This is a genomic window from Fodinisporobacter ferrooxydans (genome assembly GCF_022818495.1).
GTDB classification, from domain to species: domain Bacteria; phylum Bacillota; class Bacilli; order Tumebacillales; family MYW30-H2; genus Fodinisporobacter; species Fodinisporobacter ferrooxydans.
The window spans coordinates 3,051,490-3,064,390 of record NZ_CP089291.1; the positions used below are offsets into that span (position 1 = coordinate 3,051,490).

Annotated in this window: 16 protein-coding genes; 13 read left to right on the forward strand and 3 right to left on the reverse strand. The window is 46.0% G+C overall.

Annotated elements, in window-relative coordinates:
• Window positions 1-4: 4 nt before the first annotated feature.
• Window positions 5-382, reverse strand: coding sequence for a YlbF/YmcA family competence regulator (locus LSG31_RS14550; RefSeq protein WP_347435802.1), 378 nt, complete (start codon window positions 380-382; stop codon window positions 5-7).
• Window positions 383-765: 383 nt separating this feature from the next.
• Between LSG31_RS14550 and LSG31_RS14555 the strand changes: the two genes are divergently transcribed.
• Together LSG31_RS14555 and LSG31_RS14560 are read left to right on the forward strand one after the other, a co-directional pair.
• Complete coding sequence (locus LSG31_RS14555; RefSeq protein WP_347435803.1) at window positions 766-891, forward strand: hypothetical protein; 126 nt, start codon at window positions 766-768, stop codon at window positions 889-891.
• Window positions 892-1,012: 121 nt separating this feature from the next.
• On the forward strand, window positions 1,013-1,498 hold the full coding sequence (locus tag LSG31_RS14560; protein ID WP_347435804.1) for a hypothetical protein: 486 nt from the start codon (window positions 1,013-1,015) through the stop codon (window positions 1,496-1,498).
• A 146-nt stretch (window positions 1,499-1,644) separates the two neighbouring features.
• Here the strand turns inward: LSG31_RS14560 and LSG31_RS14565 are convergent, their stop codons facing one another.
• A complete protein-coding gene (locus tag LSG31_RS14565) occupies window positions 1,645-1,911 on the reverse strand; it encodes a DUF3055 domain-containing protein (RefSeq protein WP_347435805.1) in 267 nt (88 codons plus the stop codon).
• A gap of 117 nt (window positions 1,912-2,028) precedes the next feature.
• On the opposite strand from LSG31_RS14565, the gene LSG31_RS14570 reads away from it, so the two are divergent.
• The 9 genes from LSG31_RS14570 to LSG31_RS14610 all read left to right on the forward strand — a co-directional run bounded on the left by LSG31_RS14570 (window position 2,029) and on the right by LSG31_RS14610 (window position 9,645).
• Window positions 2,029-2,496 carry a cysteine hydrolase family protein gene (locus tag LSG31_RS14570; protein ID WP_347435806.1) on the forward strand — a complete coding sequence of 156 codons (468 nt, stop codon included), beginning with the start codon at window positions 2,029-2,031 and terminating at the stop codon, window positions 2,494-2,496.
• 119 nt (window positions 2,497-2,615) lie between these two features.
• Entirely contained in the window at window positions 2,616-2,777 is a 162-nt protein-coding gene (locus tag LSG31_RS14575; RefSeq protein ID WP_347435807.1) for a hypothetical protein, read from the forward strand.
• A 279-nt stretch (window positions 2,778-3,056) separates the two neighbouring features.
• Entirely contained in the window at window positions 3,057-3,638 is a 582-nt protein-coding gene (clpP, locus tag LSG31_RS14580) for an ATP-dependent Clp endopeptidase proteolytic subunit ClpP (RefSeq protein ID WP_347435808.1), read from the forward strand.
• On the forward strand, window positions 3,635-4,759 hold the full coding sequence (locus LSG31_RS14585; RefSeq protein ID WP_347435809.1) for a class I SAM-dependent methyltransferase: 1,125 nt from the start codon (window positions 3,635-3,637) through the stop codon (window positions 4,757-4,759). The genes clpP and LSG31_RS14585 overlap by 4 nt, the downstream gene beginning before the upstream one ends.
• A gap of 235 nt (window positions 4,760-4,994) precedes the next feature.
• Entirely contained in the window at window positions 4,995-6,017 is a 1,023-nt protein-coding gene (gap, locus tag LSG31_RS14590; RefSeq protein ID WP_347435810.1) for a type I glyceraldehyde-3-phosphate dehydrogenase, read from the forward strand.
• Window positions 6,018-6,156: 139 nt separating this feature from the next.
• Entirely contained in the window at window positions 6,157-7,311 is a 1,155-nt protein-coding gene (locus LSG31_RS14595) for a cysteine desulfurase family protein (RefSeq protein ID WP_347435811.1), read from the forward strand.
• Between the two features lie 18 nt (window positions 7,312-7,329).
• Window positions 7,330-8,535 (forward strand): tRNA uracil 4-sulfurtransferase ThiI, encoded by a 1,206-nt coding sequence (gene thiI, locus LSG31_RS14600; RefSeq protein WP_347439523.1) that lies wholly within the window; start codon window positions 7,330-7,332, stop codon window positions 8,533-8,535.
• Between the two features lie 96 nt (window positions 8,536-8,631).
• Window positions 8,632-8,826: a hypothetical protein gene (locus LSG31_RS14605; RefSeq protein WP_347435812.1), complete on the forward strand. Its 195-nt coding sequence runs from the start codon at window positions 8,632-8,634 to the stop codon at window positions 8,824-8,826.
• A gap of 126 nt (window positions 8,827-8,952) precedes the next feature.
• On the forward strand, window positions 8,953-9,645 hold the full coding sequence (locus LSG31_RS14610; protein WP_347435813.1) for an RsfA family transcriptional regulator: 693 nt from the start codon (window positions 8,953-8,955) through the stop codon (window positions 9,643-9,645).
• Between the two features lie 78 nt (window positions 9,646-9,723).
• On the opposite strand, the gene LSG31_RS14615 is transcribed toward LSG31_RS14610, so the two are convergent.
• Entirely contained in the window at window positions 9,724-10,179 is a 456-nt protein-coding gene (locus tag LSG31_RS14615; protein ID WP_347435814.1) for a hypothetical protein, read from the reverse strand.
• 139 nt (window positions 10,180-10,318) lie between these two features.
• Here LSG31_RS14615 and LSG31_RS14620 point away from each other — a divergent pair, with 139 nt between their 5' ends.
• On the forward strand, window positions 10,319-10,765 hold the full coding sequence (locus LSG31_RS14620) for a YaiI/YqxD family protein (protein ID WP_347435815.1): 447 nt from the start codon (window positions 10,319-10,321) through the stop codon (window positions 10,763-10,765).
• Between the two features lie 212 nt (window positions 10,766-10,977).
• Window positions 10,978-12,807 (forward strand): translational GTPase TypA, encoded by a 1,830-nt coding sequence (gene typA / locus LSG31_RS14625; protein WP_347435816.1) that lies wholly within the window; start codon window positions 10,978-10,980, stop codon window positions 12,805-12,807.
• Window positions 12,808-12,901 lie beyond the last annotated feature (94 nt).

The window sequence follows — 12,901 nt, forward strand, 5'->3', positions numbered from 1 at the left end:
ACTGTCAGCTTTCGCACGAATTCTGTAAATCTTCCACTTTCTGCGTGATAACACTGGCCAAAAGGTTTGAAACCGAACTGAGAAGTTCATTGACTTGTTCCTGTGCTTCCTTAAACGCCCTGACTTCCGGGATAGAATCGATTTCTTTCAGGATTTTCATGGTCTGATCCCGTAAAGGTTTTGTATATTTTCGCTCCGCTCCACGCTCTTCCAACTGTGCAAGTTGTTCTTGCAATTCGCGAAATTGACGAATCAGCGATTGTGCTTGCATATTTTCATTTAACACTTGTTCTGCCTGCTTATAGATTGCGACTTCCGGTGACTGAGACAGCAATACTCCCAGTTCATTGGCGTATTCCCATATTTTATTTCGGTCTGCCATCGATTATGACCTCCTTACGGGAACAGTATACATGTTTCCGCAGGAGAATGCGATATTGGGCTAGACGAAGGCTATGAACAAATTGTGCAAATAAAAAATTTGCGGACAGTGGACAGATGGCGGACAGTAGACAGATGCTTGAATCAGACATTCGCTTGGATATTGTCAAAAAACTTTCATCCTCCTTAATATTGCATCCGTTTGAATCGTTTCGTACAATAAAGATGGTAAAGGTAGCTATTCGGTTGCAATACAAAGCAGGAAACTGCTGCATGTGAAGATGTTCGTGCAGGAAGCAGGCAAAGAAGATGCCATTTGCATGTGGAATATGCCATCTGCATATGGGAACAGGTGTATAGGTATGGGAAGGAGGCGCTGCAGTCGTGTTAGGGACTATTGTGGCAATAATCGGGTTATTCGTCTTATTGTATGCTTGCAACGAAATCACGGCGGAAAAGTTCGAAGCGGCATTACGCAAGCAAAAAAACAGTTGGGAACAATCCAAATAACAACACGATGGCGGGGTAATACCTGCCGTTTTTATTATTGCAGCTTTGCAACTGTTTTTATTCAACATTTGTTTTTATTCATAAGAAAGAATGGTGGAAAGACAAGGGGTTGGGTCAGAGTATGGACAAACGGCATCCATTTCATTCGAATCCGGCGGTACAGTTTCCAAACGCAGCGCATTTTGTGTTTTTTTATGAGGATACGCAAATGTTGCTGCTGGTATGGGAACGGGATTTCACGAAGGCATTGTATCTGGTGCTGGATCATCAGGAGGATGGCACGCTTGTTTTGGATTATCCGGGGTCGTTGTTTACAGAACGGCTCATGGAGCTTGTGGATACCGTGTTCTTCATTCAGGTAACGGAAAACGAAGTCGATACAAAATATGCCATCGGCGCATATTTTCAAGCTGGAGAAGACTGGTTTGGCGCATATTATCCGCGGGAATCTGCAAATATGTCAGACATCCTGCCGGAAATCGTATTTTTTAAGATCGTTGAGAGCGGAGCAACATTGGAAGTGCAGGAAATCGAAGAAAACGAACATAAAACGGTGACAGAAGCGTTTTTGAACAAATATCGGGAGATCTTGCATATTCAAATGTGAAGTCGCCAAATGTGCAGTTGATGTGCCTGGCATGGTGTGCCTCGCTTGCTGTGTTTGGCATGGTGCCGCGCTTTGTTTGATGTGCCAGGCGGTGGTTTTCCGCCTGGAATTTTCGCTGCTTTTCACTTTTCAATACTATGTTGGATTTAAATATTATGGCTTAAAAAATTTGACAATTCTTCCGCTTCTTCTTCGGACCGCAGTTGGAAAACTTCTTGTATGTATGGCGCATGTTCCGCCTCGGATTGGTCGAGGATGGCGCAGCGATTTGTTTGCAGGCAAATCACAAGTTTTTTGCCATAAAAATGATTGGTTTGCAGAATCGCCAGATCAAAGCGGCCATAAGAACCGACAAAACCCACATAGCGGGTTGAGGTTGGTTCTGTTTCATCGTACATCAGATCCATATTCATCTTTGGTTCGCACCTCGTTGTTCAAGAATTTTTTAGAAATATGATATCACAATTCAGCAATCAAGTGTTACCATAAAATATGAAATGATACGCGGTCTGGGAGAAGGAGCGACAGTTGTGAAAAAAGCGCTGATTTTAATCGATGTTCAAGAAGACTTTCTTGGCAATACACAAGATTACATCGCCCCATTGTGTCAAAATTATTTAGCGCAGTTTGGTTCTTCATATGATTTGGTCATTCTCACACATTGGAAGCATGAGGAAAATAAAGACCAAAATACACTTTTGCTGGAGTATGCAGACGCCAAAGTCGTTGAAAAACGCACATACTCTGCATTGACGCCTGAAGTGAATCAGCTTCTTCTGCAACACGACATTTGTGAAGTACATCTTGCCGGCGTTGACGCGGAAATGGCCGTCATGGCAACGATGTACCATTTGATCGATCAAAACTACGATGTAAAAATTCTCGAGCGTCTCTGTGCTTCCTATCATGGGCGAAATTGGGAAGCCACAACGATCATGCGCCATGTTCTGGGAGATGCCAATGTATTGTCTGTGGGCGGCGGACGGGTTTGGGTCTAATCGCCTTCAATTCTAAACATTGCTAGCGGAAATGAGCCTGTTTTGGGCTCTTTTTTTGTTTGCTCGCCATTATTCTGTGGCACACTAGCAATATCTTCACAGGAGGTGGTGATTTCCTGATGTCATGGATATATTGGGCAGGCTTGTATGACAGTAAGTTTGAAGCGTATTGCGCCGTCATGTGGGTCGAAGGCGATAAAAGGATTTACGGAAACCAGCCACCGAAAGAAATCGAGTTGTATCGAACGAATCGGGGAAAGTTCGGTGTGCGGTTTCGATAATGGCATGGCAAGAGAAATGGAATTGACATATGACAGATACCTGATGGATCAGAATTTTTTCACAAAGAATCTGGTCCATCCTTATGTTGCGTTTCTCTGCCATGATTTGCACGCATATATGACACAACTGTTGCATATAGACAGAAAATACGACCATAATGATGATGGAATCTTTGCTCACTCAAGAGGCTTCAATCGCACTTTGACTTTCTCTGACGTTTGTGGCATGATAAACATACAATTCATAAATGTAGCAGAAATTAAAGGAGGTACCTGGAAATGAATTTAATCCCAATGGTTGTCGAACAAACAAATCGAGGAGAACGATCCTACGACATTTATTCACGTTTGTTAAAAGACCGCATCATCTTTTTAGGGTCTGCCATCGATGATCAAGTTGCCAATTCCGTCATTGCCCAATTGTTGTTTTTGGCAGCGGAAGATCCGGAAAAAGATATTTCATTATACATAAACAGCCCAGGCGGATCGGTATCGGCAGGATTGGCGATTTACGATACGATGCAATTTATCAAACCGGATGTAAGCACCATTTGTGTAGGCCTTGCAGCAAGCATGGGTGCTGTATTATTGGCCGCCGGGGCGCAAGGCAAGCGAATCGCATTGCCGAATAGCGAAATCATGATACACCAGCCGCTTGGCGGCGCCCGCGGTCAGGCGAGTGATATTGCGATACAGGCGGAACATATTTTGAAAACAAGGGAACGCTTGTATGATATTCTTTCCAAGCATACCGGACAGCCAAAGGATCGCATTGAAAAAGATGCGGATCGTGACAATTTTATGGACGCAGACACTGCGAAAGAATACGGGTTGATCGATAAGGTCATCGTAAAGGCATGAGCAACTGGCTAGCCGATTTGATAGCAAAAACCGGAGCGATCCCTTTCTCCAAATGGATGGAGTTGGCGTTATATCATCCGGAATTTGGCTATTATACTTCGAAAGAAAACATTTTTGGGACGCGAGGCGACTTTTACACGGCGCCTGGCGTCCATTCTGTGTTTGCGGAGACATTGGCCGAGTATGTTTGGAATTGCTGGCAGGAAACAAATGATCAGGCTCCTTTGCGCATCATCGAAATGGGTGCCGGCAACGGCAAGCTGGCGCAAGGAATCATCCGTCATCTGACTGACACCTATCAGTTGTCGACAAGCCAGTTTGCATACGTAATTGTGGAGCATTCCCAGGTACTTGCCCGGATGCAGCAGCAAACGTTAGAATCATGGCAGTCCTATGTGACTTGGGCGCATACGTTTTCAGAGATCCCTCCATGTGATTCCGTTGTGCTGACAAATGAAGTATTGGACGCTTTCCCCGTGGATATTGTCAGGAAAATGAATGATGGCTGGATGCAAAAATGGATCGATTGGGATCCTTCTCCATCAGCTTTTCGAGAAGTTTGGCGCGAATTGCAAGATATGCAAGCGCTGGAATATATGGAAACAATGCAAGCAGCGGTGAATGAGGAGAAACAGGAAACATTCCCTTATGAGTGGAATCGCGGCATGCCGAAATTTGTCCATGACGTAGATCGCGTGGTTCGCTCCGGACTTGTAATCACAATCGATTACGGTGGTGATGCAGAAGAGCTGTATGGTCTTCATCACCCCCTTGGAACGGTTCGCTCTTTTTTCCACCATCAGGTTTCGAATGATGTTCTGGCGAATCCAGGGCAGCGGGATATTACGGCTGATGTAGATTTTAGCTGTCTGGAACGGTTGGCGCAAGCACATGGCTGGATTCGCGAGCGATATGAAACACAAGGACGTTTTTTGGTGCACGCAGGTATTTTAAATCGCCTGCAAGATACATTTCGCCAACCATATGATGATGCTGCAAGAAAGCGCAATATGGCCATCAAACACTTAATTTTGCCGGGCGGAATGGGCGATGCGTTTCGCGTTGCCGTTCATCGTTTGCCTTTGAACCGCCCATCGTCGGAGGAATCGGCATGTTTTTAAAACGCTTGTCAATCGTATTGATCCTATTGGGTGTTTTGTTCCTGATCCTTGGATATCGATATTGGTTTGCGATGAAATAGTAATTACATGGAAATCAGGCAGATATATTGCTCATAAAAATGTCTCCCAAAGAACATATATTTTAAATATGCCATACTAATTCCTGATTTAGTATAGAAAAAAAGAGAAATAGCGTGTATGATATATACGATATATCTTTGGGAGGGGAAATAGTATGGCACGAATTGCAATCAATGGATTTGGTAGAATTGGTCGGGCGGTATTTCGAGGAGCATTGCTGGATCCGACGATTGATATTGTCGCAATCAATGCGGCGACAGATGTCAGCACAATGGTACATTTGATTCGCTATGATTCCATATATGGTTCTCTTAATTTGCCGGTAGAGATCGACGGCGATTTTTTGCATGTAGCAGGGCGAAAAATTCGAATGTTCCATACGCGGAACATATCCGATTTGCCTTGGGGAGAATTGGATATAGAAGTTGTCATTGAAGCCACGGGAAAATTCCGTTCCAAAGAGGAAGCTTCCCTACACATCGCCCAAGGGGCAGAACGGGTCTTGATTACAGCACCTGGCAAAAACGAAGATATTACGATCGTCATGGGTGTGAATCAAAAGAATTTCGATCCGCAAGCACACCAGGTGATCTCAAATGCCTCCTGTACGACCAATTGCCTGGCGCCGATTGTAAAAGTTTTAAACCAAACCTTCGGGATTGAGTATGGGATGATTACAACGGTTCATTCCTACACGAATGACCAGAATGTATTGGATAATCCACATAAGGACTTGCGGCGGGCGAGAAGTTGCGCCCAATCGATTATCCCGACGACGACAGGCGCCGCAAAAGCAGTGGCCAAAGTGTTGCCGGAAATCAAAGGAAAATTAACGGGACTGGCAGTACGCGTACCGACACCGAATGTATCCTTGGTGGATTTGGTGATCAATACAAGAGAAATCGTATCTGTCGAAGCTGTCAACCAGGCATTTCGGCATGCAGCGGAACATGAGCTGAAAGGCATATTGCGGGTTTCTGATGAACCTTTGGTATCTGTAGATTTTGTCGGTGAATCCCATTCCTCCATTATCGACGCATTGTCCACGTTGGTGATCGAGGAGCGAATGGTAAAAGTGTTAGGCTGGTATGACAATGAGTGGGGATATTCGCAGCGAGTGATCGATTTGGCCCGCCATGTAGTGCTCGAAAGCAAAAAGCTGGCATCAGTTTCCTGATGCCAGCTTTTTTAGCATAACTGTCTATACGTGCGTGTTCAAAAAGTTGTTGAAGTTTTGACTACTTTTTGAACATCCTCTATAATGATTGACGAGTTTAGGAAAGCCAGAAATGTAAAGGGGAGGTGATTTGCAAAACATGATTTATTTGGATACGAGTGCAACGACCCCTGTTCTGCCGGAAATCATGGATATCGTGACACGCACCTGTTTAACGAATTTCGGCAACCCCTCTTCCTTGCATCGGTTAGGGGTGCAAGCGGAAACAATCATCGAGGACGCACGGGTGACGTTGGCAAAAATCTTGCGTGCGAAACCACAAGAAATTATATTCACCGGCTCTGGGACAGAGGCGAATAATATGGCGGTGCTTGGAAGCGCCAGGTTGTATCAAAATCGCGGGAAACATATCATCTCTACGGCCATCGAACACGCAAGCGTGCTGGAAGCGCTGCGGCAATTGGAGCGGGAAGGGTTTGACGTGACATATGTGCAGCCGGACGACCGGGGATTCGTCAGCGTGCAGGATGTGGAGGATGCTCTGCGTCCAGATACGATCTTGATCAGCATGATGTATGTGAACAATGAAACAGGAGCGATTCAGCCGGTGCAGCAAGTGGGTGAATTGGTGAAAGACAGACCAAAGACACTCTTTCACGTCGATGCGATTCAGGCATTCGGAAAACTGCCGATCGATGTGGACAGGCTGCATGCGGATTATGTATCGGTCAGCGGCCACAAGATTCACGCACCGAAAGGCATCGGGGCATTGTATATGAGGCGGCAGCGCAAGATTCAACCGATCGTATGGGGCGGGGGACAAGAACAAAATTGGCGTTCCGGAACGCAAAATGTGCCGGGAATTGCAGCAATTGGACAGGCGGCCGCCATGATGCAAGAACATCTTGCAGAATATACGAAACGCATGTCCGAATTGCGGGATTTGCTGTGGCGGAAGATCGAGCAAAACATTCCGGATATTTCGATACACTCGCCTGTGGGCGCACAGGAAATTGCACCGCATATTCTCTACGTGTCATTTCCAGGTGTACGTGCAGAAGTGTTGCTGCATGCGCTGGAAACAGACGGAATCTACGTTTCTACCGCATCTGCCTGTTCTTCAAAAGAAATGCGGCATAGCCATGTATTGAAAGCGATGGGAAAAACGCCGGAGCAGATGAATTCGGCGATCCGATTCAGCGTTTCCCCCTTTTTACAAGAAAAAGATATTGAATGTACTGTGGATCGGTTACACTATCACGTACAGGATTTACGGTTATTGATGCGGAGGTAATCGAATTTGTATCAGGCGATGATTGTACGGTATGGAGAAATAGGAACAAAAGGAAAAAATCGATCATTTTTTGAGAAAACATTAGTGGAAAATATCCGCCGGATGTTACATCAGTTGCCAGGGACCAAAGTGTCGCGCACAAGCGGGCGGATCCTGGTGCACGTGGAGCAAGCCGAGCGGACAGAAGAAGCGATCCGTTTGCTGCAGGATGTGTATGGAATCGTCTCGATCAGTCCGGTAGCAGTTGCCGCATTGGATATTGAGGAGATCAAACGTACGGCGCTCAATGAACTGCAGGAAGCCCGCAAACACAAACAGGTGCGTACATTTCGGGTTTCCACAAGTCGATCCAATAAAAACTTTCCACAGACCTCGATGGAAATCAGCCGTAATATAGGAGGGTATCTGCTCCATGTGTCGGATGGAGAACTGCAGGTGGATTTGCATGCGCCCGATTGCATCGTTTCCATTGAAATCCGGGAACAGGATGCATATGTATATACACAGGAATTTGCGGGACAAGGAGGGCTTCCGGTCGGCACGGCCGGGAAAGGTCTGTTATTATTGTCCGGCGGCATCGACAGCCCGGTTGCCGGTGTCATGGGAATGCGCCGCGGCCTTACGCTCGAGGCTATTCATTATCACAGTTATCCGTTTACGAGTGAACGGGCGCTGCAAAAAGTGCAGACGCTTGCACAGATTCTTTCCTACTATGGCGGCAGTATCCGTCTGCATGTCGTACCGTTTACGGAGATTCAGAAACAAATTCGGCAGCATTGCCACGAAGAATTATCTGTCACGATCATGCGCCGCTTTATGTTTCGAATTGCGGCGGCGATCGCGGAAAAAAGGAAGATCAAGGCGCTGTTGACCGGCGAGAGCTTGGGGCAGGTAGCAAGTCAAACGATTGAGAGCATGCATACGATTAACGCAGTTACCAACATGCCTGTGCTAAGGCCATTGATTGCATCAGACAAAACCGATGTGATCCGGGTAGCCAGGCAAATCGGCACATATGAAACGTCCATTTTGCCTTATGAGGATTGCTGCACGATTTTTTTGCCCAAGCATCCGGCTACAAAACCAAAGCGTGAAGATGCGGAAAAAGAAGAACAAAAATTAGAGGTAGCTGCTCTTGTACTGGATGCGGTTGAAAAAACAGAAGCTTTTTTTTATCGTGCCGATGAACTTGCGTTTGATATCCATTCTGCAAGGAAACGTTAAAAGGTTACGTGAAAAGGAATCGCGAGTCGGACAAACATCCGTGAATACATATTCCCTCTCACATTGGAAATTCTAAGTATTGTGGGAGGTGATCCTGTGAAGTGGTGGAAGCGACTGTTGCGGAAACGATTGAAACGTGCGTTTGGATGGAAAGAGCTGCAGCGAGCCATCCGGCTTGTATCCGCCATGTATCGAGTGGCAAAAAGCTTGACTGCATTGAGCGGGGCTTTGCGAAGCGGGGAATCAAGGAATTTGCTGCGCATGTTTTATAAGGTAATGAGCAAACGTTGAAAGAGAAGGGAGCAGAATCTTCCTTCTCTTTTGTTTAAAGTTTTATTCTCTTGGCAATACAGATACTAGGTTAGATTCAGAGATTATGCATATACATAAGTATCTGGGATTCAGGGAGGTAAAACTATGAAAACAGTTCGGCAAGATGCTTGGGCAGAAGAGGATGACTTACTGCTTGCAGAGATCATTTTACGTCATATACGAGAAGGCAGTACACAATTGCTGGCATTCGAGGAAGTCGGGGAGCGTCTGGGTCGCACGGCAGCAGCGTGTGGATACCGCTGGAATGCGTGTGTGCGAAAACAATATGCAGCGGCCATTGAAATTGCAAAAGCGCAGCGAAAAGAAAACAAAAGTACATTGCAACAACCTGTACAAACCTACCGAAATAAACTTGTAGCAAAGCAATCCGACCCCTATGAGGCGGTATTTGAAGATGAGCAAGAATTCGAGGATGTATCACTGGCGAATACAGTTACATGGCATGACGTCATACACTTTTTAAAACAGAATAAAAATGAGCATCAACAATTAGTCTCTCGTATACGCCAATTAGAAAAAGAAGTAGAGAGATATGAATTGGAAGCGGCAACTGTTCGCCAACAATATGAACAGATGCATGAAGAATACGATCACCTGAATGAAAAACACCAAACGATGACAAATGATTATAAAATGTTGGTGCGGATTATGGAACGTGCGCGCAAACTCACGATTCTTGAGCCGGATCTGGAAAATGAGCAGTCACAGTCCAAATCTGACTCCGACTCCGACAAACATTCAGCACAACTCAGCGTAATGGAACGGATGGATGTATAAAACGAATGGATAGAAAGGCAGTATGTATGCAACAATTGCAACATGCTGCCTTTTTTGCTTATGGAGAGATCGGATCGATCAATACCCGTGCCAATACGAAGTGGGTGGATAGGGCCCGGTAAACGGCTGCGGCAGTTGCAACTGTTGCGATTGGCGATGTTGTGGGGTATGATTTGATGGAGCAGAAGGGTTTTGTAAATTTGTCAACAGGTCTTGCAAAGAAGAAGTAAGGAAATTCGATGCAAAAGATTTAACCAGCGATAACAATAACGGCGATCCTATTACCGATTTTAATACACCTGCATCTGAGAGCGGTTTTTGCAGTGTTGTCTCCCGCAATACTTGTGCGGATGTAAATACAAGTTTGCAGTACTCCTCTACCGTTAACCCCAGAAAATCTGCTTCTTTTGCAATGGCCCCTAATGTTGCTCCATCAAGTTGCAATTGGGAAGAGTTGTTGGAATGTATCGTTCGTCGATGTTTTGCGGATGCTCGATTTGTTTTGCGTTTGCCTTTGGAGAGATATTTTTTCATTTGTTCCTATCACCTGCCAATGCTCTGGATATTGCATAGTATATGATAGGCGTGCAAAACTTGTAACGCAGCATGCTTCAGAGAAGTTGTCTGCAACTCAACGGTATATTTTTAAAAAATAAAAGGGGCTTGGTTTACAGTGGGGACGATATGGGTAGACGCAGACGGTTGTCCGAGAGGCGTTCTACACGCAGTTGAGGAACTTGCGGAAGCGTACGGATGGCAGTATCGATATGTGGCAACATACGCACATGAACTTAATCACTCGCATCGGATTCCCATTGATCAAGGGGATCAATCCACTGATCTATATATTGTGAATCATGTGCGGGCAGGGGATATTGTCGTTACGCAAGATATCGGTTTGGCAGCGATCTGTCAAGCCCGGCTGGGAATCGGGATACATGTATCGGGACACGTGTATGAAGCAAGTGAAATGGAGTGGGTGCTCGAATTGCGCGCACAGTCTGCCAAAGCGAGAAGAGCAGGATATCGCACGAAAGGTCCGAAGAAGCGGACGGCGTCTGACGATCAACAGTTTTATCGCGCATTGGAGCGAGTATTGCAGGAAGCGAATCATTCGTAACGTCTGCATTCGAATCCATCCTTCTTGTCAATACTAAGCGTAGATGTTTTCGGAAATGGGAATTCGATTTGGATGTTTCAATTTGGATCGCTTATTTTCACTCCTTGTTGCAGTTTTCAAAACAATTTACAAAAGTCTTACAAAGAAAGAGTGTTCATCCATCCGCAAAGATGGTATGATAGATCGGTATGTGCTAGAAAGGGAGGCACTTTATGACACATCAAGAATTGTTGCGCAATATTGCGATTATTGCTCACGTCGATCATGGGAAAACCACGCTGGTCGATAAACTGCTTACACAATCCGGATTGTTCCGAGCAAATGAACATATCGAAGAACGGGCCATGGATTCCAATGACTTGGAACGGGAACGCGGCATTACGATTCTGGCGAAGAATACAGCGGTACCTTATGGGTCGTATACGATCAATATCGTGGATACACCCGGCCACGCTGACTTTGGCGGCGAGGTCGAACGGATTATCAAGATGGTGGACGGTGTTTTATTGGTTGTCGATGCGTTTGAAGGCTGTATGCCGCAGACGAAGTTTGTACTGAAAAAAGCGCTGGAACAAAACCTGACGCCGATTGTCGTATTGAACAAAATCGATCGCCCCAACGCACGTCCGGCGGAAGTCGTGGATGAAGTGTTGGAACTCTTCATCGAATTAAATGCGACTGATGAACAGTTGGAGTTTCCGGTGGTATATGCGTCTGCCTTGCAAGGAATCGCTTCACTGTCGCCGACGGAGTTTGGCAATGACATGCAGCCGCTGTTTGAGACGATTATTCAACACATCCCGCATCCGTCCGGGGAAGTGGAAGCGCCTCTGCAATTGCAGATCAGCATGTTGGACTATAGCGAATATCTGGGAAAAATCGGAATCGGACGCATTCATCGCGGACGGGTAGCGGTCGGCGATCAAGTGGCGATCGTGAAGCGGGACGGCGCCATTGAAAAAACGAAAGTCACCAAACTCTTTGGATTTTCCGGTTTAAATCGTCATGAAATCCAGTCGGCAGAAGTTGGGGATATTGTCGCGATGGCCGGTATTGGCGATGTATTGGTAGGCGAAACGATCAACCGGCCGGACCACATCGATCCATTGCCGCTTTTGACGATTGATGAACCTACCTTGCAAATGACGTTTCTCGTCAACGACAGCCCGTTTGCCGGTCGGGAAGGAACACACGTGACATCCCGGAAGCTGCGCGAACGGTTGTTTAAAGAATTGGAGACAGATGTAAGTTTGCGTGTAGAGGAAACGGACAGCCCGGACTCCTTTTTGGTATCCGGGCGCGGCGAATTGCATTTGTCGATTTTGATTGAAACGATGCGCAGGGAAGGATATGAACTGCAAGTATCCAAACCGGAAGTCATTTTTAAAACCATTGAAGGCCAACACATGGAACCGTATGAACATTTGTTGGTCGATGTGCCGGAAGAGTATATGGGGTCTGTCATGGAGCGGCTCGGGACGCGGCGCGGCGAAATGGTCAACATGGCGCCGACAGACGGCAGCAATATGCGTTTGGAGTACATCATTCCCGCTCGCGGACTGATCGGATTCCGTACTGAATTTTTGACGGAAACACGGGGATATGGCATTATGCATCACAGTTATCATTCCTATCAAGCGGTCAAAGGGGACGTAAGCGGACGGCGCGCCGGCGTGTTGATCGCAAGTGAAACAGGTACGGCGAACAGTTACGGGATCATGGGCCTGGAAGATCGCGGCATCATGTTCGTTACACCGGGGACGGAAGTATATGAAGGCATGATTGTCGGTGAACATAACCGGGAAAATGATCTGACTGTCAACCCATGTAAAGAAAAACATGTCTCGAATGTCCGATCGGCGACCAAAGATGATACGGTTCGACTCAAATCAGCCCGTATTCTCTCCTTGGAAGAAGCGTTGGAATATCTGGACGACGATGAGTATTGTGAAGTCACACCGAAATCGACCCGCTTGCGGAAAAAATTTCTTAAAAAATCAGATCGGGATAAGTATCAAAAACAAAAAGCGTTAAAATCTTAACAGTCATGAAAACAAGCACGGCTATGCTATAATGATAGTACTATAGTTTTTTCCATTCCAGAGCATGTTCAAGAAGCTTATACTCTTCTTGAAC